The organism is Butyricicoccus pullicaecorum DSM 23266 (assembly GCF_900167005.1).
In the GTDB taxonomy this organism is placed as follows: Bacteria; Bacillota; Clostridia; order Oscillospirales; family Butyricicoccaceae; genus Butyricicoccus; species Butyricicoccus pullicaecorum.
Map to the genome: position 1 here is coordinate 41,548 of NZ_FUXW01000004.1, position 20,734 is coordinate 62,281.

Sequence of the window (20,734 nt, forward strand, 5' to 3'; positions counted from 1 at the left end):
TTATTCCGCCTCCTTGATGGCCGCAGCGAGGTCAAGTGCACCGGTATAGACCGCCTTGCCCGCAATGGCCGCGTCAATGCCTGCCTCACGCAGGCGGCGGATATCTTCGAGCGTCGTCACGCCGCCCGATGCGACGATCGCGCACGAAACGGCCTGCCGCAGTGCGCCCAGCTGGTCAAAGTTCGGACCTTCCAGCATGCCATCCTTGTCGATGTCGGTAAAAATAATGGTCTGTACGCCAAAGTCAGCCATCTTCTTTGCGAAAGAAATGTAATCTTCACCCGAGTCGCTCAGCCAGCCGTCGGTACGCACGGTGCCAGAACGTGCATCAATACCGACTGCGATTTTTTCGCCGTACTTCTGCACCGCCTCGCGGACAAATTCCGGATTGCGCACGGCAGCCGAACCAATAATCACACGGGAAACGCCCAGTGCAAGCACTGCGTCCACGTCGGCCATCGTGCGGATGCCGCCGCCCAGCTCGACTGCCGCGCCGGTCTGCTCGATGACGCGCTTGACGACATCGTAGTTTGCATGGCTGCCGTCCTTGGCACCGTCCAGATCGACCATGTGGATGAGGTCGGCGCCGGCAGCCAAAAAGCCGCGGGCGGTCTGTACTGCGTCCTCGGCAACCTTATGCGCCGTGCCGTAGTCACCCTTTTGCAGGCGCACACACTGGCCATCTTTCAAATCGATTGCAGGTAAAATCTTCATGCGCGTTCCTCCGTCAGTGCCGCAAAGTTTTTCAGGATTCTCAGGCCGACTTCTCCGCTCTTTTCCGGGTGGAACTGGCAGCCGAACACGTTGCCGCGTGCGACCATGGCCGGGACTTCCACGCCGTAGTCGGTCACGCAGGCGAGGTCGGCAGGGTCAGCCGGGCAGGCAGCGAAGGAATGGACAAAATACACGGCGTCGCCCTCGTTTAAGCCCTGGGTCAGGGCATTGGGGTGCACGATGTGCAGGCCATTCCAGCCGATCTGCGGCAGTTTATAGTCAGTTTTGATGCGTTTGATGCTGCCTGGAAGCAGTCCGAGGCCCTCACAGGGGCGTACCTCCTCCGACTGTTCAAACAGCATCTGCATGCCGAGGCAAATGCCGAGGAAGGGCTTCTGCTGTGCTGTGTCCAAGGCAGCTTCCAGCAGGCCGGAGTCCTTCAGCGCCTGCATCGCGTCCGGGAATGCGCCCACGCCGGGCAGGATAACGCCAGAAGCGCCCGCGAGGTCGTCCGGTGTGCTGGCGATTTTATTTTCATAGCCCAGAAAATCGAGTGAATTGTGCACGCTCATGAGATTTCCCGCGCCGTAATCTACGATTGCAATGTAACTCATAATTCCTCCTTGTGGTGAGGATATTGTAAGATTGCGCGTCCTGCGGGACGCGTTCATTTTTTTATTTTTGTGGATTCCCGGGTCGGACACCGGGAATCCAGAGGGGATTTCGCCATCTGCGGATGGCGACTCAGGGCGCTGCCCTGAGAACCCGCAAACCTTTGAAAAGGTTTGATCGAAACTTCAATATCAAGTCGTGCGACTTTAGAGTACACCCTTTGCGCTCAGCACTTCCCCACCGGTCTCGGTGACCGCCTGACGCAATGCGCGGGCAAGTGCTTTATAAAGCGCCTCGGTGATATGGTGTGCGTTGTCACCGTACATACTCTTGAGGTGCAGGGTAATGCCGGCATGAGTGGCGAATGCACGCATGAACTCCACAGTCAGGCAGGTATCATACTGTCCGCACATGGGCTGCGGCATGGGTGCATCGTAAACCAGATACGGTCTGCCTGAGATATCCAGTGCACAGAAGCCCAGCGCCTCGTCCATGGGGACATACGACGAGCCAAAACGTGCAATGCCTGCGCGGTCGCCTAGAATACGAGCAAGAGCCTGACCCAGAGCGATACCGACATCCTCAACCGTATGATGTCCGTCTACTTCCAGATCGCCCGTGCACTTCAAAATCAGTCCAAAACCGCCGTGTACCGCAAAGCTATTCAGCATGTGATCGAAAAATCCGATACCGGTCTCAATCTTACGCTCGCCGCCCTCGAGATTCAGGTACAGAGCAATCTGAGTTTCCTTAGTTTCCCGGCAGATGGTCGCCTGCCGGATGGTGGTCTCTCCTCTCATGGGTACCTCCTGTTATTTTCCAAAGCGCACGGCGACGCTGTTCGCATGCGCATCCAATTTTTCACATTTTGCCAGTGCGATGATATCATCGGCCAAATTTTCCAACGCACCGCGCGAATACTCGATGACCGAGGTCTTCTTCAGGAACGTATCGGTAGACAGCGGTGAGAAAAAGCGTGCCGTGCCCGAAGTCGGCAGAACGTGGCAGGGGCCTGCCATGTAGTCGCCCAGCGGTTCGGGTGCATACTGTCCGAGGAAGATAGCTCCGGCATTCTTGAGATAGGGCAGCCACTGGCGCGGATTGTCGGTCACGACTTCCAGGTGCTCGGGTGCGACGACATTCGCCATCGCGCAAGCGTCTTTCAGTTCCTCAAACACGACTGCGCAGCCGTAGCCTTCCACAGACTCGCGGATGATCTCCCATCTGGGCAGTTCCTTGGCCTGACGCTCCATCTCAGCCGAAATAGCCTGTGCCTGTGCCATGGAATCGGTCAGCAGAACGGCAGAAGCCAGCTTGTCATGCTCGGCCTGCGACAGCAGATCGGCTGCAACCCAGGTCGGGTTTGCGGTGTAGTCAGCGATAACCAGCACCTCGGACGGCCCTGCGATCATGTCGATATCGACCGTGCCGTAAGCCATCTTTTTGGCCGCTGCAACGTAAGCATTGCCCGGGCCGACGATCTTGTCAACCTGCGGAATCCAGTCTGCGCCATAGGTCAGCGCCGCAATCGCCTGTGTGCCGCCGATGGCGATGACCTTGTCGACGCCCGCAATCTTAGCCGCGGTCAGCACAGCATCCGACATGTTTTCGGTCGGCGGTGTGACCATGATCAGTTCCTCAACGCCTGCAACCTTGGCCGGGACGGCGTTCATCAGCACCGACGACGGATAGGCCGCCGTGCCGCCCGGCACGTATAGCCCCACGCGCGTCAGACCGCGCACGGTCTGACCCAGTTTCTCGCCCGGTGCACGCTCGTATTCCCAGGTGCGTGCAAGCATCTGCTCGTGATAATCCCGGATGTTCTCAGCTGCCCGCTCGAGTGCGGTACGGACGGTCGGGTCACAGCGCTCATACGCTGCGTCGATGGTCTCCTGGGATACGATATACGGTGCCTTACCGTCGAATTTCTCGGCGTACTCCCGGACGGCTTCCATACCGCGTGCCTGCACGTCGGCCATGACTGCCGCAACCGTCTTTTCAATATCGCTGCGTGCCGCTGCGGCACGCTGTTTCATCTCGCGGATGACCTGCTGCTCGGCCTTGCCGTCCGCCAGAACTGTCTTCAGAAACATGGTTTTTACTGCTCCTCTCCGCCGCGTTCCAGGTCGCTGATGATGCGCTGGATGGCGGTCTTATTCATCTTGGCCGAGGCCAGATTGACGATGACGCGTGCCGAAATGGGCGCAACGTCCTCAATGACCTCCAGACCGTTTTCCTTGAGCGTCGAACCGGTCTCGACGATATCCACAATGGCGTCTGCCAGCTCCAGAAGCGGTGCCAGTTCGACCGAACCCTCGATCTTGATGGTCTCGACGTCCATATTCTTGCGGCTGAAAAATGCGCGGGTGACTTCGGGGTACTTGGTAGCAATGACCGGCGTGCGGTAATTGCCGTAAACGGTCTTGCCCTTCTTGGTTGCCAGTGCAAAGCGGCACTTGCCGAAGCCCAAATCGACCATCTCGTAGAACGAACCGCCCTTTTCCATGATGGTGTCCTTACCGACGACGCCCAGATCACATACACCGTGTTCGACGTAGGTGATAACATCGGCAGCCTTGGCCAACACAACCTCGATATTGGTATCCGGCAAACGGAAAATCAGCTTGCGCGACGGACTTTCCAGCTCACTGATATCATACCCCGCAGCTTTCATGCGGGCAAGGGTCTTTTTCTCCAGTCGTCCCTTGGTCAGCGCAATGCGGATGGTATCGCGCACCTGACGGTTATCGGCCTCGCTGCCGGTCTCGGCGATGCGCTCAACATCGATACCAAAGCCTGCCGCGGGCAAATCACGGCCAAACTTGGCACACAGCGCGTTGTACCGTCCGCCTGCGAGAATGGCTGCGCCCGCGCCGCCCAGATAACCACGGAACATGATGCCGGTATAGTAATCCATCTCGTGTACCAGACCCAAGTCGATGATCACCGACTCACCGAATCCAGCCTGTTCGAGTGCGGTATAGACCCGTCTGAGGTAAGCTACTGCGGCCAGCACGCGCATATTGCCGGTCATGTGCTCAACCTGGTCGAGTACCTCCACACCGCCGAACAGCTGCGGCATGGCACACAGTGCCTGATAGGCTGCACTGCCCTGATAGGGTGCCAGTGCATCGCCCAGCGCTGCAAAGGACTTGTTCTCAATCAGGCGACGAATGTCCTCAGCCGTCTGCTCATCTACGCCCAGTGCCTCGATGAGTGCCTTGTAGATTTCTGCGTGACCAAGCTCAATGCGGAAGCTGCCCGCCTCGGCTTGTTCGAGTGCGGAAAAGGCCGCTGTCAGAATGTCCAGATCGGCTTCCAGTCCGTCCGAACCAATCAGCTCAGCACCCACCTGCAAAAACTCGCTCTTGTGTCCATGACCCTCGGCAATCGAGCGGAACACCTTCTGACTGTAATACAGTCGTACGGGCAGCTCAGCACCCTCCAGACGGGTAGCTGCGATGCGCGCAATGGGCGTGGTGTTATCCGGACGTGCCACGCAGATGCGTCCGGCACGGTCCACGATCTTGAGCATGTTTTCCTGTCCGACCGCCGGGTTTGCCTGTGCAAACACGTCGTAATACTCGATGGCAGGTGTGATGACCTCACTGTATCCCCGGTCTTCCAGCGACTGCCGTACGCGCTGCTCGACAGCACGCAGGCGGCGTGCCGGTGCAAACAGCAAATCGCGGGTTCCCTCCGGGGTCGAAATCTGATAGCGGTTCATGATTCTCGCTTCTCCCTTTTGTAATTTATCATGCTAAAATCTTAGCACGCATTCCGCCCAATGTCAAGCCAAATTCTGTTTTTATACGGCTGTTTTCCTAATCCCGAATGCGCACCCAATACTGTCAGCCAAACAGCCAGCGACACAGCATGTGCGCCAGCCGAAGCAGGAAGATGGCCGAGCAGGCCAGGGCAAACAGACGTACTTTTGCATAGGGTTTGCGGTGATAGGTCTGGCGGTTGCGCTTTCGGAGGGTTTCCCCGGTATCCTTGACCGGCTGACTGCGGTTTGGAACAGACGGTACAGTGCGTTTTTCTGTGAACGTTTGATTTGCGGTCTTGGGATACTGCGCCGGATTGCGGCGTGCCCGCTCGCGGGATTCAAAGAACATCTTCCACCTCCTCATAAAAAGAAAGGGTTCCGGGAACCCCTCAAGATTCCCGGAACATTATTTTTATCCAAACAGGCTGATCTGGGTACTGCGCGGCATGGAGCCGAGCGCACCGATCTCGCCCAAAAGTTCGATGACCGACTTGGATACCTTGGGACAGCGCACCGACAGTTCCTCTGCCGACAGGAAGCGTCCCTTTTTGCGCTCTTCCACGATGTTGAGCGCTGCCTGCTCACCGATACCCGGCATGGAGGTGAACGGCGGGATGAGTCCCTTTTCGGTCACGATGAACTTGGTCGCGTCCGACTTGTAAACGTCCATCGGCTCGAAGATGAAACCGCGCTTATAGAACTCGTGGCACACCTCGAGCGTGGTCTGGGTATCCTTTTCGGCTGCCGAGATGGTCTTGTCCACGTCCTTGCGGTGCAGTTCGCGGATCTTATCCAGACAGACCGCGTCGCCCTTGATCATGCACGAAGCGTCGAAGCCCTTGGCGCGTACCGAGAAGTACGCCGAATAGAAGGCAAGCGGCTTATGCACCTTAAACCACGCAATACGGAACGCCATCATAACGTAAGCCACTGCGTGCGCCTTGGGGAACATATACTTGATCTTTTTGCACGAATCAATGTACCAATCGGGCACATTGTTCGCCTTCATGGCCTCTTCCATCTCGGGTTTGAGACCCTTGCCCTTACGCACCGATTCCATGGTCTGGAACGCCAGCTTGGGTTCTACGCCCTTACCGATCAGATAGTTCATGATATCGTCACGGCAGCAGATGCATTCATTCAGCGGAATGCCCGACGCGACCAGATCGGCCGCGTTGCCCAGCCATACGTCGGTGCCGTGTGACAGACCGGAGATACACAGCAGGTCGTCAAAGGTGGTCGGCTTGGTGTCCTTGACCATGCCGCGGACAAACTTGGTGCCGAACTCGGGCACGGCCAGACAGCCCAGGTCCCCCAGAATGGGGTCGGGGGCATCGTCAACGTAGTGCAGTGCTCGGTTGGACGTAAACAGGCTCATGACGTCGGGGTCATCGAGCGGAATCTCCTGCGCGTTAACACCGGTCAGGTCTTCCAGATGCTTGATGATGGTCGGATCATCATGACCGAGCTCGTCAAGCTTTAACAGGTTTGCGTCGATGGAGTGATACTCGAAATGGGTGGTGATGATATCCGAGGTCGGGTCGTCCGCCGGGTGCTGTACCGGGCAGAAGTCGTAAATCTCGACTTCCTTGGGCACAACGACGATACCGCCCGGGTGCTGGCCGGTCGTGCGTCGGATACCCGTACAGCCTGCGGCCAGTCGGTTTTCCTCGGCGCGTGAGCACTCGATACCGCGCTCCTCCATGTACTTTTTGACGTAACCGTAAGCGGTCTTTTCCGCGACTGTCGCAATCGTTCCCGCACGGAACACGTGGTCGTGACCGAACAGTTCACCGGTATATTTATGGATGCGCGGCTGATACTCACCCGAAAAATTCAGGTCGATATCGGGCACCTTATCGCCGTTAAAACCAAGGAAGGTTTCGAACGGTACGGAAAATCCTTCTTTTTTGAGCGGTGTGCCGCAGCGCGGGCAAACCTTATCGGGTAGGCACACGCCGCAGCCCACGCCCTCGTTCTCGTGCAGCTCGAAATACTTGCACTCCGGGCACAGATAGTGCGGTGCGAGCGAGTTTACCTCGGTGATATCCGACATGAAAGCGACGAGCGACGAGCCGACCGAACCACGCGAGCCGACCAGATAGCCGTCCTGAAGCGACTTACTGACCAGCTTCTGCGCGATCATGTACATCACGTCGTAGCCGTTGCCGATGATGGACTTGAGCTCACGGTCCAGTCTTGCCTGCACGATCTCAGGCAGCGGATCGCCGTACATGCGCTTTGCCTTCTCACGGCACATGGTTTCCAGCTCCTCGGCTGAACCCTCGATCTTCGGTGGGTAGTTCTCGCGCGGAATGGGACGGATGGGGTCGAGCATGTCCGCAATTTTGTTGGGATTGGTAATTACAACCTCATAGGCGCGGTCTTCACCCAGATACGCGAACTCTCCCAGCATTTCCTCGGTGGTTTTGAGGTACAGCGGTGCCTGATTGTCGGCATCCGGGAAGCCCTGTCCGGCCATCAGAATACGACGGTAGGCTTCGTCCTCGGGGTCGAGGAAATGCACGTCACCGGTCGCGCAGCACGGTTTGCCCAGTGCGTCGGCCAGCTTCAAAATCGTGCGGTTATAGTCGCGCAGCGCCTCTTCGTCCTCCGCGATGCCCTTGGCAATCATAAACCGGTTGTTGTCGATGGGCTGGATTTCCAGATAATCATAGAAATCCGCAATGCGTTTGAGTTCCTCAAACGGTTTGCCCTCGACCACTGCGTGAAACAACTCACCTGCCTCACAGGCCGAACCGAAAATCAGTCCCTCGCGGTGCTTGATGAGCTCGGAACGCGGCATCAGCGGACGGCGGTAAAAATGATCGAGAAAACTGTACGAAATGAGCTTGTACAGGTTTTTCAGGCCGACTTGATTTTGTACCAGAATGATGAAATGATGGCGGGGCAGATTTTTGAGACCGCCCTCCTTGGCGCGCAGTCCGGCGAGCAGCGGGTTGATATCAGAAATCTTGCTCGCGTGCTGCTCGTGTTTGAGCTTATCGAGCAGTTTCACCCAGATGCGTCCGAGCACAGCGGCATCTTCGCTTGCGCGGTGATGCTCAAACGGACCGACCTGTAATTCCTTGGCCAGAATGTTGAGCTTAAAACGGCTCAGATGCGGCAGCATGATGCGCGACATTTCCAGCGTGTCGATGTAAGTAAACTCGCGCTCAATGTCCAGTTTTTTGCACGCTGCCTTGAGGAAAGACAGGTCAAACCCTGCGTTGTGTGCGACCAGCACGCGGTCACCCATAAACGCAAAGAACTTGTCCAGCGCTTCGGGCAGGTCGGGTGCATCGGCAACCGTCTCGTCCGAAATGCCGGTCAGCTCGGTGATCTCGGGCGGAATGGGTTTGTGCGGATTGACGTAAGTCTGGAACGAGTCCTTGATCTCGCCCTCTCGCACCAGTACCGCTGCAATCTCGGTGATCTCCTCGGTTGCGGGCTTTAATCCGGTGGTCTCGAGGTCAAAGACGATAAAATCACCATCCAGGCTGCCGTCCAGATCACCGCGCACAACCGAAACTGCCGCTGCGTCGTTCACGTAATAAGCCTCGACACCATACAGAATCTTGGGATAGTCGGCTTCCTTGCCGTCCACGACGTGCAGCGCCAGCGGAAACGCCTGCGCACAGCCGTGGTCGGTAATCGCCATCGCCGGCCAGCCCCATGCCTTACAGCGATTGATGAGATCTTTGGTGTCGGATACGCCGTCCATCGCACTCATATTGGTGTGCAGATGCAGCTCGACACGCTTTTCGGGTGCATTGTCCATGCGAATCTTCTTCTTGGACTTGACGATCGCGGTCGGCTCCAGAATGCTCTCCTTCTCGTAGCTGTCAAAACTGATCTTGCCCTGTACGATCAGATGCATGCCGGTCTTGATGGCCGACACGATATCACCCGCCTGATCTTTGGCCATGAACTTGGAGACGCGGATGGAGTTGGTGTTATCGGTGATATCGAACGCAATCTTGACCCACTCCTTGCCGGTCTTTTTGCTGGTGATCTCACGGTGATCGACAAAAAACACGTCGCCCTTGATGGTCACGCGGTCGAACTCACCCAGCGCGTCGCGAATCGGGATGGGTTCCTCGGTGTACAGCTTGCCCAAGATGAGGTTTTCGTCCGCGACCTTCTCCACCTTGGGACGCTGATAGCCGCTGTTCTCCCCTGCCGGACGCACCTTGAGGTTTTTGCGCGGCTTCTCGGGCATGGGTTCGGCTACCGGCATGGCATCCATCGCGGCTTTGAGTGCGGCATTGCGTGCCGCATGCTGGCTCTCGATGATCTTCTCGACCTGCTCCTCGGCAAACGGCACGGCCTCGACGACAACGCGCTGTCCGGTCTCGGTCTCGATACGCTCCTGCATCTGGCGCAGCGCAACCGAGAAATAGCCGCGTGCGGTGTCGCCCATCGAGATGCGCAGATGACCGTCGGCAAAATCCCAGCGGCTGGCTGCCAGCAAACCGGTTGCCGACGGCATGCGATGGCACAAGTCCTGCCGCAGCAGGTCGATGTACTCCGGGGTCAGCGCGTCCATCTGGTAGCGCGGTGCGATGGAAAAGCGGGTCAGTCCATACGCCTGCGCGATTTCCTTGCCCAGTCCGTCCAGATGCTCGAGCGAGATGGGTTTCTGGTAGGCCACATGACAGATCATCTGCTGATGATCGTGACTGACCGCCAGCGAGCGCACTTCTCCGCCCATGCAGTCCTGATATGTTTCACTTTTACAGCGATCAAAAAGCTCAGAAAGCGTTTTTGCCATAAAAATTTGATACTCCTAATCTAAGTTCCAAAATGCCGGATGGGGCCGCTGTCAGCCGCCCCACCGTCGTGATTTCTTATGCTTCGTACTTTGCGATTTCGTCCATGAGTGCGTCCACAAGCTCTTCCTGCGGAACACGGCGCAAAATCTCGCCCTTGCGGAAGATCAGTCCCACGCCGTCGCCGCCCGCGATGCCGAGATCGGCCTCTCGCGCCTCGCCCGGGCCGTTGACTGCGCAGCCCATGACTGCAACCTTGAGTTTCTTACCGTGAATGCCTGCGACGCGCTGCTCGACCTCCTTGGCAATGCCGATGAGGTCAATTCTCGTGCGTCCGCAAGTCGGACACGAGACCACGTTCACACCGTCATCGTTCAAGCCGACCGCCTTCAAAATGGCCTGTGCGGCGTAAATCTCCTTGACCGGGTCATCGGTCAGCGACACGCGGATGGTGTCACCGATGCCCAGTGCCAGCAGACCGCCGATGCCAGCCGCCGACTTGATCGTACCCATGTACTCGGTGCCTGCCTCGGTCACGCCCAGATGGAGCGGATAGTCGGTCTGCTCGTGGGCGAGCTGATAAGCACGCATGGTATACGGCACAGACGACGACTTCATGGACAGGCAGATGTCGTAAAAGTCGAACTTTTCCAGCAGAGAGGCATGATAAAGTGCGCTCTCAACCAGTGCCTCGGGTGTCGGGGCACCGTACTTTGCCAGAATACTTTTTTCCACCGAACCGGAGTTGACGCCGATGCGGATGGGAATATTCCGCGCACGGGCGGCCTGCACGACCGCCTTGACGCGATCATCCGAGCCGATATTGCCCGGGTTTAAGCGAATTTTATGCACGCCTGCCGCGATGGACTCGATGGCAAGGCGATAGTCAAAATGAATGTCCGCGACGACCGGAATGGGAGAGCCTTCACAGATGTCCGCGAGTGCGCGCGCTGCGTCCATGTCGGGCACGGCGCATCGAACGATCTCGCATCCGGCATCGGCCAGCGCACGAATCTGCGCAAGCGTCGCCGCTGCGTCCCGCGTGTCGGTATTGGTCATGGACTGCACCGCAATCTTGGCTCCGCCGCCGACCGCGACCGGGCCGACGTGAATCTGTCTTGTCTTTTGTGCCATTTTTCTGTATTCCTCCCGTTAGAGCAGGCGCATGATGTCCTGTCCGGTGACGTACAAAATGAGCGCGAACAGGGCGCACAGGCCCGCAAGGTTGACATATCCCTCGAGCTTTCGGTCGAGCGGCTTGCGTCTGATCCCCTCCACAAGAAGGAACAGAATGCGTCCGCCATCCAGTCCGGGGATGGGTAAGAGGTTCATGACGCCAAGGTTAATGGAGATAAAGGCCAGAAGCGACCAGAACGGCAGTGCACCGGCCTGCGCGGTCTGTGCAGTGACCGCAACCACGCCCACCGGGCCGGAAAGCTGGTCGACACCGACAGCGCCCGTGATGAGGTCGCCCAGGCTATGCCAGACCATACGGATGTCATTGACTGCCAGCACCAGTGCATAGCGCAGATGACCCGTCAGCGTCAAATCCTCGACCTCAAAGTACAGACCGTAGCCCTTTCGGCCGTCGCCCAAATCCAAGTCATTGGCCAGTTCTACACCGTTTACCTGAATTTTCTGTCCGTCACGTTCCAGTACAAAGTCGAATTTTCCGTCGGACGCGCCGCGGCGCAAGCCCTCGGACACGTCACTGCCGGTAAAAATGCGGTATCCGTCAATTTTCAGGATGCGGTCGCCTTCCATCAGTCCTTGCTCGCCCTGTGACGAAAAGCCCTCGGCGAACTGCGCAATAACCGGCACGGCCTCCTGCTGGATGTTCCACGACAGACACAGCAGGATGACAAAGCCCAGAATGAAATTCATCACCACGCCTGCAACCAGAATGATAAAGCGGGTCAGCCACTTGGCATTGCCGAATGCACGCGGGTTGTCAGACTCCTGATCTTCGCCGCTCATCACGCACGCGCCGCCGATCGGCAGCAGGCACAGGCAATAGGTCGTCTCTCCGACCTGCTTTTGCAGCAGTTTGGGGCCCATACCGATCCAAAACTCGTCGACCTGTACACCGCCGCGCTTAGCCGCGATGCAGTGGCCGAACTCATGCGCCATGATGAGCAGGCCAAAGCCCAGCAGGGCAATCACGATCCAAAAAATGTTTGCCAGCATAGAAATTTTTCTTTCACCTCATTCGGCTCCGACAAGCGACAGCACGGCTTCCCGCGCCTCGCGGTCGCTCGTCAGGATATCGTCCAGGGTGGGGTCGTTTACAAAGGGAATGCGCTCCATGGTCTGTGCAACCAGCTCCGGAATGCGCCAGAACGGCAGTTTATCGCTCAAAAACAGGCCGACTGCCGCCTCGTTGGCTCCATTCAGGACTGCGCCCGCGTTGCCCTTGCGCGATGCCGCCTGACGCGCCAGATTCATGGCCGGGAAGGCCTTGTCATCGGGCGGATAGAAGGTCATCTTGCCCACTTCGGCGAGCGACAAACGCGGTACCTTGCAGGGCACACGTGCCGGGTAGGTCAGCGCGTACTGAATGGGCAGGCGCATATCGGGTACGCCGAGCTGCGCGAGCACTGCACCGTCGGCAAACTCGATGAGCGAGTGAATGATGGACTCGCGATGCACGACAATCTCGATCTTCTCCTGCGGCAGATCGTACAGCCACATGGCCTCGATCAGCTCCAGCCCCTTGTTCATCATGGTCGCCGAGTCGGTCGTGATCTTAGCGCCCATCGACCAGTTGGGGTGCTTGAGCGCCTGTTCCCGGGTGACCGTGCGCAGTTCCTCCGCGGTCTTGCCAAAGAACGGGCCGCCCGAAGCGGTCAGAATGATCTTGTCGAGCGGATTGCCCTGACATGCCTGCACGCACTGGAAGATGGCCGAGTGCTCGGAGTCTACCGGCAGGATGTGCACGCCCTTTTTGCGTGCCGCCTCCATGACCAATCCGCCCGCGCAGACCAGCGTCTCCTTGTTGGCAAGTGCAATGTCTTTGCCGGCGTCGACAGCGGCCAGCGTGGGCAGCAGTCCAACCATGCCGACCACCGCGGTCACAACCGTATCGCAGTCCGGATGGGTCGCCGCTGCGACCAGACCGTCCATGCCGCTCATGACCGTAATATCGGTGTCGGCAAGGGCGATTTTGAGATCGCGTGCGGCGGTCTCGTCAAACGCAACGCACAGCTTGGGATGCAGTGCGCGCGCCTGCTGTTCGAGCAGCTTGATATTCCGATTGGTGGTCAGTGCGACCACCTCGGCATCGATCGAGGACAAAATATCAATGGTCTGTGTGCCGATCGAGCCGGTCGCACCCAAAATAGATAGATGCTTTTTCATTGTATCACAATTTCCTCCGCAATATTACACGGTCGGGCCAAGAACACGCAGGACGAGCTCGACGACCGGCGCGACAAAAATCACGCTGTCAAAGCGGTCGAGCACGCCGCCATGACCCGGAAAAATATGTCCATAGTCCTTGATGCCGGTCTGGCGCTTGATGATCGAGAACGACAGGTCACCGACCTGTCCGATGACCGCGCCCGCAGCTCCCATAACAGCCGCACCGGCATAATGAATGTCCAAACTGGTATAGCGGTTCATGAGGAATACGACCAGCATCATCAGCGCAGTTGCGCCGACGACACCGCCGATCGCGCCCTCAACGGTCTTTTTGGGGCTGACCACCGGCGCGAGTTTGTGCTTGCCGAAGGCCATACCTGCAAACAGTGCGCAGGTATCCGATCCCCAAGCCGCAACGAGCGGCAGCAATACCAGAAACTGGCCGCCCTCCATGGCGAAGATACGCCACAGCGAGAGCAGGAAGTACGGCAGAATCAAACCGCCGAAAAATCCGGCCATAACCTCGTTTGCATGCACCGAATCATGCCGTCTGAGCAGGCAGGCAAAGAGCGCAACCAGCAAAAACAGTGCGACAACATGCAAAAGCAGTCCACTGGGCACGACAAAAAGCGGATTCGGCACACAGGTGCCCAGCGCGTAGATCGCCGCTGCCAGCATGCTCGCCCGCAGCATCCAGCGGTCTTTTACCAGTCCGGTCGGGTGCATGACCTCATACGCGGCCAGCACGCACAGTGCGGTAATCGCCAGTCCCAACACGATGGGCGGCAGAACATAGAGCGCCAACAGCACGAAAATAAAACCGATGACGCCAAACAAAACTCTTGCTTTCATGGGTCAAACACCTCCAAATCTGCGCGAACGGCGGTTAAAGTCCGCGATCGCGGCATCCATATCCTGGGTCGAGAAGTCCGGCCACAGCACGTCGGTAAAGTAATACTCGCTGTAAGCCGACTGCCACAGCAGGAAGTTGGAGGTGCGAATCTCGCCCGACGGACGAATGATCAGATCGGGGTCGGGCATATGTGCGGTATACAGGTTCTGAGAAATGCTGTCCTCGGTGATATCCTCGGGTTTGAGCGTTCCGTCCTGCACCTGTTTTGCCAGTGCACGCACGGCGTTCTTGATCTCATCGCGTCCACCGTAGTTGATGCACAGCGACGCAGTCGCCGCATTTTCGCCCAGCGTATCGGCCAGTGCATGCACTTCGTCGATCTGTCTGCGAATGTCCTCGGGCAGCACCGACAGGTCACCGAGCACGCGCACGGCGACACCGCGTGCGACCATGGTCTCAGCCGCTTCGCGCAGGTAGGTGCGGAACAGATTCATGAGCGCGTCTACCTCGTCCTGCGGACGCTTCCAGTTCTCGGTCGAAAAGGCATAGACGGTAAAATACTGTACGCCGATGTCCTTGCAATAGGTCGCAATCGTGCGGAAGGTCTCCGCGCCGACCTTGTGGCCAGCCTTTCTGGGCAGACCGCGCTTTTTCGCCCATCGGCCATTTCCGTCCATAATCACCGCAATATGCCGCGGTACCGGCATGTTTTTCCCCGTCGCCTGCGGTTTTTTGCCCTTCAGGCGGTCAAAAATCCCCATAGTCACACCTCAGTGAAAAGGGCGGCATTCCCCTGCCGCCCCCTAATCTTTGTCTTTGCATTAGACCTCGGCAAGCTCCTTGCCCTTCTTTGCAACAATGCCGTCGATCTCCTTAACATACTTGTCGGTGATCTTCTGCATCTGCTGCTCTGCGTCCTTGACCTCGTCCTCGGTCATCTCGCTCTTCTTCTTGAGATCCTTGAACTTGTCCATCGCATCGCGGCGGATGTTACGGATTGCTACCTTGGAGTCCTCACCGATCTTGGAACACTGCTTGATGAGCTCCTTACGACGCTCCTCGGTCAGCGGCGGGAAGGACAGACGGATGCACTTGCCGTCGTTCTGCGGGTTGAGACCCAGGTCAGAAGTCTGGATTGCCTTCTCAATCTGGCGCAGGATGGAGGCATCCCAAGGCTGGATCTGCAGCGTGCGCGGATCGGGAGAAGAAACTGCTGCAACCTGCGGCAGCGGAGTGGGTGCGCCGTAATACTCAACGGTCAGCTTGTTGAGTACGCCCGGGTTTGCACGGCCTGCGCGGATGGCTGCCAGTTCCTTGACCAGAACGTCGATGGTCTTGCCCATCTTCTCTTCGTGCTGCTTGATAATTTCCTTCATCATTTACAGTTCCTCCTTGACAAGCGTGCCGATCTGTTCACCGGTCACGGCGCGGTAAATATTCTCAGGGTCGGACAGAGCAAAGACCAGAATCGGGATATGGTTATCCATGGACAGCGAGGTCGCGGTGGTATCCATAACGCCGAGGCCCTGATTGAGTACATCCATGTAGGTCAAACGGTCGTATTTCTTCGCATCCGGGTTCTTTGCCGGGTCGGAATCGTATACGCCGTCAATGTTCTTCGCCAAAAGAATGACTTCTGCGCCGATCTCTGCCGCACGCAGCGCTGCTGCGGTATCGGTCGAGAAGTAGGGGTTGCCCGTGCCGCAGCCGAAGATGACAACGCGACCCTTGGACAGGTGGCGGGTTGCCTTGTTGCGGATGTAGGGCTCGGCAATCTGATCCATCGCGATTGCAGTCTGTACGCGCACCTCGCAGCCGCGCTGCTCGAGTGCGTCCGACAGTGCCAGTGCATTGATGGTGGTTGCCAGCATACCCATATGGTCGGCGCGGGTACGCTCCATGCGTCCGCCGCCATCCTTAACACCACGCCAGAAATTGCCGCCGCCGACAACAATGCCGACCTCGCAGCCAATGTCTGCGCAGCGCTTGATTACGTCACAAACCGGGCCGATCACGTCAAAATTCAGGCCGAAGTGCTTGTCACCGGCAAGCGCTTCCCCGCTGATCTTGACGAGGACGCGTTTATACTTGGGAGTATCCATGTTCTTTCCTCCTGTTGAGATACAAACGATTGTGAGTTTATTTTACATGATTATGTCCGCTTTTGCAACATGCCGCACGATAGTTTTCACACTTTTGAAACAGTTGCACGTGCCGTACCCGGCACAAAGCGCAAGAAAATTTTTCTTGACACTTTCGTGCTTTAGCGTTATACTGCATTTGTCGTTCGGACATCACAAGGCCGTACGAAGGGGCACACCACCTCGGGTGTGAACTTTCGTGCGGCCTTTTTTGTGTTTTCCATGCATTTTGAGCTTCAAAGGAGGACGTTTCTATGGTGCAAATCAACGGAAAGCCGACCCCGGATGCGGCTGGGCTGACAGTCGCAGCCTATCTGGCACAGGCCGGCTACCAGCCTGCCTTTCTCGCGGTCGAGAAAGACGGTGTGATCGTGCCGCGCGCGCAGTACGATACCACGGTCTTGCAGGACGGCGATGTGGTCGAAATCGTACAGTTTGTCGGTGGCGGCTGATGACCATTACGGTAAACGGCAAGACCGTACACACGGATACCCGCTCGCTGCACGCACTCATTCCCGACCATACAGGCCGTGTGGTCATTCTCAACGGCTTTCAGACCGGTGACGATCTGCCCTTAGCCGACGGTGACTGTGTGACCGTGATCGAAAAAGGTGTTTTTCCGCCGCAAGATGTGCTGGAAGCCATGATGGCTGCCCGTCACAGTCCGGGTGTGTTCCAAAAAGTCAAGCATGCTCGCGTGGCAATTGCCGGTCTGGGCGGTCTGGGGTCGCATATTGCCTTCGCGCTGGCGCGTACCGGTGTTGGGCACCTGCACCTAGTCGATTTTGACACGGTCGAACCCAGCAACTTAAACCGTCAGTGCTACCGCATTCGCGATCTGGGCAAACCCAAAACCCAGGCGCTTGCCGCGCAGCTGGCCGACGTGAACCCTTATCTGACCATTACGACCGACTGCGTGCGTGTGACAGCCGACAATGCCGCCGCACTGTTTGCGGATGATCCCTTCGTCTGTGAGGCCTTCGACGCACCCGATGCCAAGGCCACGCTGATCGACGCAGTCCTGTCCCACTGTCCAAACAGCATCGTCGTCGCAGCCAGCGGCATGGCGGGTTATGACTCGTGCAACGACATTCGCACCCGCCGTATCACCGACCGGCTCTACCTGTGCGGAGACGGTCAAACCGCTGCCTGTCCCGGCTATGGACTGATGGCACCGCGTGTCTCGGTCTGTGCCGGTCACCAGGCAAACATGATTTTACGTCTGATTCTGGGGCTGGATATGCCCTGATCTTCCATTTTTCATCAAAAGGAGTCTTTTACCATGTATAATGCAAGCAATGATCCCTTCACCCTGGGTGGTCACACCTTTACCTCCCGTTTTATCATCGGTTCGGGCAAGATCTCTATGGACTTCACCCCGGTCGTCGTGGAAAACAGCGGTGCGCAGATCGTCACCCTCGCGCTGCGCCGTGCCAATCAGGCAGGCGGTGAGAACATCCTCGAGTACATTCCCAAGGGTGTGACCCTGCTGCCCAATACCTCGGGCGCGCGCAACGCCGACGAGGCCGTCCGCATCGCCCGTCTGGCACGCGAGATCGGCTGCGGCGACTTCATCAAGATCGAGGTCATCCGCGATTCCAAGTATCTGCTGCCCGACAACACCGAGACCATCCGCGCCACCGAACAGCTGGCCAAGGAAGGGTTTATCGTAATGCCCTACATGTATCCCGACCTGAACGTCGCCCGTGATCTGCAAAACGCTGGTGCGGCAGCCATCATGCCGCTCGCTGCCCCCATCGGCTCCAACAAGGGTCTGTGCACCAAGGAGTTTATCCAGATTCTGGTCGACGAGATTGACCTGCCCATCATCGTGGACGCTGGCATCGGCAAGCCGAGCCAAGCATGCGAGGCCATGGAAATGGGCTGCGCCGCAGTCATGGCCAATACTGCGATTGCCACCGCAGGTGATGTTGCCGGTATGGCACGCGCGTTCGGTCAGGCCATTGAGGCTGGCCGTGCGGCTTATCTGTCCGGTTTGGGTCGTGTGCTCGAGCGCGGCGGCTCGGCTTCCAGTCCGCTCACCGGCTTCCTGCGAGACTAAAGGCGGAGGGAATCGACGATGAGAAAAGTTTTTGACCACATGTCCTATCTGCCCGACATGGAGCAGATCGACTCTCCGGTGATGGACGAGGTGCTGTCGGCCGTCCGCGCCTATGACTACAACCAATACACAGCACAGGACGTGCGCGCGGCACTCAGCCAGCGCGTCATCGACCCGGCAGCTTTCGCCGTCCTGCTCTCCCCTGCCGCGCAGCCCTTCCTCGAGGAAATGGCCGCCCGCGCAACCCAGGAGACTCGCGCCCGCTTTGGCAATACTATCTGCATGTTTACCCCGCTCTACATTGCAAATTACTGTGAAAATGAGTGCGTGTACTGCGGATTCAACTGCAAAAACCGCATTCACCGCGGCAAACTGACCCTAGAAGAGATCGAACGCGAAATGCAGGCCATCGCAAACACCGGTTTAAAAGAGATTTTGCTGCTGACCGGTGAATCACGCGGCATGTCGCCGGTCGACTACATTGGCGAGGCGGTCAAGATCGCCCGCCGCTACTTCTCCACCATCGGCATCGAGATTTATCCGCTCAACTCGGACGAGTACCGCTATTTGCAGCAGTGCGGCGCGGACTTTGTATCGGTCTATCAGGAGACCTACAACCCGGATAAGTACGAGACACAGCATCTGTCCGGTCCCAAGCGCTCTTTCCCCTACCGCTTCAACGCACAGGAACGCGCTCTCATGGGCGGTATGCGCGGCGTTGGCTTCGGTGCGCTGCTCGGTCTGGATGACTTCCGAAAAGACGCACTCGCCACCGGTCTGCACGCCTACTACATCCAGCGTCGGTATCCGCACGCGGAGATCTCCTTCTCCTGCCCGCGTCTGCGTCCGATCATCAACGACGCAACAGTCAACCCGCACGATGTACACGAGACCCAGCTCTTGCAGGTGCTGCTCGCCTACCGTCTGTTCATGCCCTGCGCTGGTATCACCATTTCCACCCGCGAGCGCGCTGGATTCCGCGATCACATCATCGGCATGGCGGCAACCAAGATTTCTGCCGGTGTCAAGGTCGGCGTCGGCGGTCACGAGGAGGAAGCCAAGGGCGACGAGCAGTTCGAAATTTCTGACCCGCGGTCGGTCGACGAGGTGCGCAACATGATTCGCGGTCGCGGCTTGCAGCCGGTCTTTACCGATTATGTCTATGTTTGATCGTGTGCTCGCGGTCACGAACCGCAAACTATGTCAGGGCGATTTTCTGGCCCAGATCGAACACATTGCCGCTGCGCATCCGGCAGGTCTTGTCCTGCGCGAAAAGGATTTGGACGAAAGTGCCTATCGTGTATTGGCAGGTGATGTGCTGCGCATCTGCGACGCGCACAGTGTCCCGTGCATGCTGCACCGTTTTGACGCGGTCGCTCGTGCGTTGGGCTGTCCACGCATTCATCTGCCCCTGCCCTATCTGCGCGAACACCCACAGGCGGCACAGGGATTCGAGACGGTCGGGGTATCGGTGCACAGCACAGACGAGGCAAAAGAGGCGGTTCAGCTGGGTGCAACCTATCTGACCGCCGGTCATGTCTTTCTGACCGACTGCAAAAAAGGTGTCCCGGCACGCGGTCTGGATTTTCTGCGTGCAGTCTGCGATGCAGTGTCCGTCCCGGTCTATGCCATCGGCGGTATCACCCCGCAGAACGCGCCCGACTGCCTGGCCGCCGGTGCGTCAGGCGTTGCCGTCATGTCGGGCGTTATGAATCGACTGTCTGACTGGAACATTTGATTGCAAAAGTGCCCTTCCTTATCGTATAATAGTCCTGACCGGAATTTACCCACGCAGGACAGCGAAAGGAGGCCGACCCTTGCCCGATTCCAACATCACCAAGCGTGCGCTGGCGCAGGCGCTCAAGACACTGATGTCCCGCACGCCGTTTGCCAAGATCAGCGTCGGCGATATCTGCACGGCCTGCGGCATGAGCCGCAAGAGCTTCTATTATCATTTTAAAGACAAGTACGATCTGGTAAACTGGATTTTTTACTCAGAATTCATCAATGAAGTCCAAACCGACGATTATCAGAACGCATGGGAGTTTCTCGAGGATATCTGTGCGTATTTTTACCGGGAACGGGTCTTTTACCGCAATGCCATGAACATTTACGGTCAAAATTCCTTTCGCGAGTATTTTTCCGAGGTCATGGAGCCGTTTATCCAGAGCTTTCTGACCATGGTGCTGCACAACGAAAATGATTCCGAGTTTTCCCAGATTTTCCTGACCGATGCCTTTCTGGCTTCGCTCGTGCGCTGGCTCAGTCACTCGGACACCATGCCGCCCGAGCAGTATCTGTCCAACTTAAAGCAGCTTTTGATCGATCTGTCCCGCCGAATTCTGCTCGATTTCGATGCAGCCGCACCCGATACAGGCAATCTGTCTGCGCCAACCGAAAATCACTGATTTGGGCAAAAAAATCAGGCCACTCCAACCGGAGTGGCCTTTT

20 protein-coding genes and 1 pseudogene are annotated in these 20,734 nt (G+C 57.6%); 6 read left to right on the top strand and 15 right to left on the bottom strand.

The window, feature by feature from the left end:
* From hisA to pyrH, 15 genes and pseudogenes are all read right to left on the bottom strand, one after another.
* Positions 1–714 (bottom strand): 1-(5-phosphoribosyl)-5-[(5-phosphoribosylamino)methylideneamino]imidazole-4-carboxamide isomerase, encoded by a 714-nt coding sequence (gene hisA / locus B5D52_RS09250; protein ID WP_016147092.1) that lies wholly within the window; start codon positions 712–714, stop codon positions 1–3.
* The gene (gene hisH, locus B5D52_RS09255; protein ID WP_016147093.1) at positions 711–1,328 is read right to left on the bottom strand and encodes an imidazole glycerol phosphate synthase subunit HisH; all 618 of its coding nucleotides are present in this window, start codon (positions 1,326–1,328) and stop codon (positions 711–713) included. Before hisH ends, hisA begins: the two co-directional genes overlap by 4 nt.
* Before the next feature lie 204 nt (positions 1,329–1,532).
* Positions 1,533–2,126, bottom strand: a complete 594-nt coding sequence (gene hisB / locus B5D52_RS09260) for an imidazoleglycerol-phosphate dehydratase HisB (protein WP_016147094.1) — start codon at positions 2,124–2,126, stop codon at positions 1,533–1,535.
* A gap of 12 nt (positions 2,127–2,138) precedes the next feature.
* Positions 2,139–3,419: a histidinol dehydrogenase gene (hisD, locus tag B5D52_RS09265; protein ID WP_016147095.1), complete on the bottom strand. Its 1,281-nt coding sequence runs from the start codon at positions 3,417–3,419 to the stop codon at positions 2,139–2,141.
* Between the two features lie 5 nt (positions 3,420–3,424).
* The gene (gene hisG, locus B5D52_RS16525; RefSeq protein ID WP_278246318.1) at positions 3,425–4,063 is read right to left on the bottom strand and encodes an ATP phosphoribosyltransferase; all 639 of its coding nucleotides are present in this window, start codon (positions 4,061–4,063) and stop codon (positions 3,425–3,427) included.
* Positions 4,064–4,099: 36 nt separating this feature from the next.
* A pseudogene (gene hisZ, locus B5D52_RS16530) lies at positions 4,100–5,053 on the bottom strand (ATP phosphoribosyltransferase regulatory subunit); the annotation flags it as partial.
* A 124-nt stretch (positions 5,054–5,177) separates the two neighbouring features.
* Positions 5,178–5,444 carry a hypothetical protein gene (locus B5D52_RS09275; protein WP_016147097.1) on the bottom strand — a complete coding sequence of 89 codons (267 nt, stop codon included), beginning with the start codon at positions 5,442–5,444 and terminating at the stop codon, positions 5,178–5,180.
* Positions 5,445–5,507: 63 nt separating this feature from the next.
* Complete coding sequence (locus B5D52_RS09280) at positions 5,508–9,869, bottom strand: PolC-type DNA polymerase III (protein ID WP_016147098.1); 4,362 nt, start codon at positions 9,867–9,869, stop codon at positions 5,508–5,510.
* 76 nt (positions 9,870–9,945) lie between these two features.
* Positions 9,946–11,001, bottom strand: coding sequence for a flavodoxin-dependent (E)-4-hydroxy-3-methylbut-2-enyl-diphosphate synthase (gene ispG, locus B5D52_RS09285; protein ID WP_016147099.1), 1,056 nt, complete (start codon positions 10,999–11,001; stop codon positions 9,946–9,948).
* 18 nt (positions 11,002–11,019) lie between these two features.
* Positions 11,020–12,054: a M50 family metallopeptidase gene (locus B5D52_RS09290; protein ID WP_016147100.1), complete on the bottom strand. Its 1,035-nt coding sequence runs from the start codon at positions 12,052–12,054 to the stop codon at positions 11,020–11,022.
* Between the two features lie 18 nt (positions 12,055–12,072).
* The gene (locus B5D52_RS09295; protein WP_016147101.1) at positions 12,073–13,224 is read right to left on the bottom strand and encodes a 1-deoxy-D-xylulose-5-phosphate reductoisomerase; all 1,152 of its coding nucleotides are present in this window, start codon (positions 13,222–13,224) and stop codon (positions 12,073–12,075) included.
* 24 nt (positions 13,225–13,248) lie between these two features.
* On the bottom strand, positions 13,249–14,079 hold the full coding sequence (locus B5D52_RS09300) for a phosphatidate cytidylyltransferase (protein WP_016147102.1): 831 nt from the start codon (positions 14,077–14,079) through the stop codon (positions 13,249–13,251).
* A 3-nt stretch (positions 14,080–14,082) separates the two neighbouring features.
* On the bottom strand, positions 14,083–14,841 hold the full coding sequence (locus B5D52_RS09305; protein WP_016147103.1) for an isoprenyl transferase: 759 nt from the start codon (positions 14,839–14,841) through the stop codon (positions 14,083–14,085).
* Positions 14,842–14,901: 60 nt separating this feature from the next.
* Complete coding sequence (frr, locus tag B5D52_RS09310; protein ID WP_016147104.1) at positions 14,902–15,459, bottom strand: ribosome recycling factor; 558 nt, start codon at positions 15,457–15,459, stop codon at positions 14,902–14,904.
* Positions 15,460–16,182, bottom strand: coding sequence for a UMP kinase (gene pyrH / locus B5D52_RS09315; RefSeq protein WP_016147105.1), 723 nt, complete (start codon positions 16,180–16,182; stop codon positions 15,460–15,462).
* A 293-nt stretch (positions 16,183–16,475) separates the two neighbouring features.
* Here pyrH and thiS point away from each other — a divergent pair, with 293 nt between their 5' ends.
* From thiS to B5D52_RS09345, 6 genes are all read left to right on the top strand, one after another.
* On the top strand, positions 16,476–16,673 hold the full coding sequence (gene thiS, locus B5D52_RS09320) for a sulfur carrier protein ThiS (protein ID WP_016147106.1): 198 nt from the start codon (positions 16,476–16,478) through the stop codon (positions 16,671–16,673).
* The gene (gene thiF, locus B5D52_RS09325) at positions 16,673–17,470 is read left to right on the top strand and encodes a sulfur carrier protein ThiS adenylyltransferase ThiF (protein WP_016147107.1); all 798 of its coding nucleotides are present in this window, start codon (positions 16,673–16,675) and stop codon (positions 17,468–17,470) included. Before thiS ends, thiF begins: the two co-directional genes overlap by 1 nt.
* A gap of 33 nt (positions 17,471–17,503) precedes the next feature.
* Positions 17,504–18,283 (top strand): thiazole synthase, encoded by a 780-nt coding sequence (locus B5D52_RS09330; protein ID WP_016147108.1) that lies wholly within the window; start codon positions 17,504–17,506, stop codon positions 18,281–18,283.
* Positions 18,284–18,301: 18 nt separating this feature from the next.
* The gene (thiH, locus tag B5D52_RS09335) at positions 18,302–19,453 is read left to right on the top strand and encodes a 2-iminoacetate synthase ThiH (protein WP_016147109.1); all 1,152 of its coding nucleotides are present in this window, start codon (positions 18,302–18,304) and stop codon (positions 19,451–19,453) included.
* Positions 19,440–20,021: a thiamine phosphate synthase gene (locus B5D52_RS09340; protein WP_016147110.1), complete on the top strand. Its 582-nt coding sequence runs from the start codon at positions 19,440–19,442 to the stop codon at positions 20,019–20,021. The genes thiH and B5D52_RS09340 overlap by 14 nt, the downstream gene beginning before the upstream one ends.
* A 79-nt stretch (positions 20,022–20,100) precedes the next feature.
* The gene (locus B5D52_RS09345) at positions 20,101–20,691 is read left to right on the top strand and encodes a TetR/AcrR family transcriptional regulator C-terminal domain-containing protein (RefSeq protein WP_016147111.1); all 591 of its coding nucleotides are present in this window, start codon (positions 20,101–20,103) and stop codon (positions 20,689–20,691) included.
* The last annotated feature ends 43 nt before the right edge of the window (positions 20,692–20,734 follow it).

Excerpts from the sequence above, each read along its gene's own strand:
- B5D52_RS09295 (WP_016147101.1), bottom strand. The coding sequence starts at position 13,224 with ATGAAAAAGCATCTATCTATTTTGGGTGCGACCGGCTCGATCGGCACA.
- frr (WP_016147104.1), bottom strand. The coding sequence starts at position 15,459 with ATGATGAAGGAAATTATCAAGCAGCACGAAGAGAAGATGGGCAAGACC.
- thiF (WP_016147107.1), top strand. The coding sequence starts at position 16,673 with ATGACCATTACGGTAAACGGCAAGACCGTACACACGGATACCCGCTCG.
- B5D52_RS09330 (WP_016147108.1), top strand. The coding sequence starts at position 17,504 with ATGTATAATGCAAGCAATGATCCCTTCACCCTGGGTGGTCACACCTTT.
- B5D52_RS09305 (WP_016147103.1), bottom strand. The coding sequence starts at position 14,841 with ATGGGGATTTTTGACCGCCTGAAGGGCAAAAAACCGCAGGCGACGGGG.
- B5D52_RS09300 (WP_016147102.1), bottom strand. The coding sequence starts at position 14,079 with ATGAAAGCAAGAGTTTTGTTTGGCGTCATCGGTTTTATTTTCGTGCTG.
- ispG (WP_016147099.1), bottom strand. The coding sequence starts at position 11,001 with ATGGCACAAAAGACAAGACAGATTCACGTCGGCCCGGTCGCGGTCGGC.
- B5D52_RS09340 (WP_016147110.1), top strand. The coding sequence starts at position 19,440 with ATGTCTATGTTTGATCGTGTGCTCGCGGTCACGAACCGCAAACTATGT.
- hisB (WP_016147094.1), bottom strand. The coding sequence starts at position 2,126 with ATGAGAGGAGAGACCACCATCCGGCAGGCGACCATCTGCCGGGAAACT.
- B5D52_RS09275 (WP_016147097.1), bottom strand. The coding sequence starts at position 5,444 with ATGTTCTTTGAATCCCGCGAGCGGGCACGCCGCAATCCGGCGCAGTAT.
- B5D52_RS09280 (WP_016147098.1), bottom strand. The coding sequence starts at position 9,869 with ATGGCAAAAACGCTTTCTGAGCTTTTTGATCGCTGTAAAAGTGAAACA.
- hisD (WP_016147095.1), bottom strand. The coding sequence starts at position 3,419 with ATGTTTCTGAAGACAGTTCTGGCGGACGGCAAGGCCGAGCAGCAGGTC.
- B5D52_RS09290 (WP_016147100.1), bottom strand. The coding sequence starts at position 12,054 with ATGCTGGCAAACATTTTTTGGATCGTGATTGCCCTGCTGGGCTTTGGC.
- thiS (WP_016147106.1), top strand. The coding sequence starts at position 16,476 with ATGGTGCAAATCAACGGAAAGCCGACCCCGGATGCGGCTGGGCTGACA.
- thiH (WP_016147109.1), top strand. The coding sequence starts at position 18,302 with ATGAGAAAAGTTTTTGACCACATGTCCTATCTGCCCGACATGGAGCAG.
- hisH (WP_016147093.1), bottom strand. The coding sequence starts at position 1,328 with ATGAGTTACATTGCAATCGTAGATTACGGCGCGGGAAATCTCATGAGC.
- pyrH (WP_016147105.1), bottom strand. The coding sequence starts at position 16,182 with ATGGATACTCCCAAGTATAAACGCGTCCTCGTCAAGATCAGCGGGGAA.
- hisA (WP_016147092.1), bottom strand. The coding sequence starts at position 714 with ATGAAGATTTTACCTGCAATCGATTTGAAAGATGGCCAGTGTGTGCGC.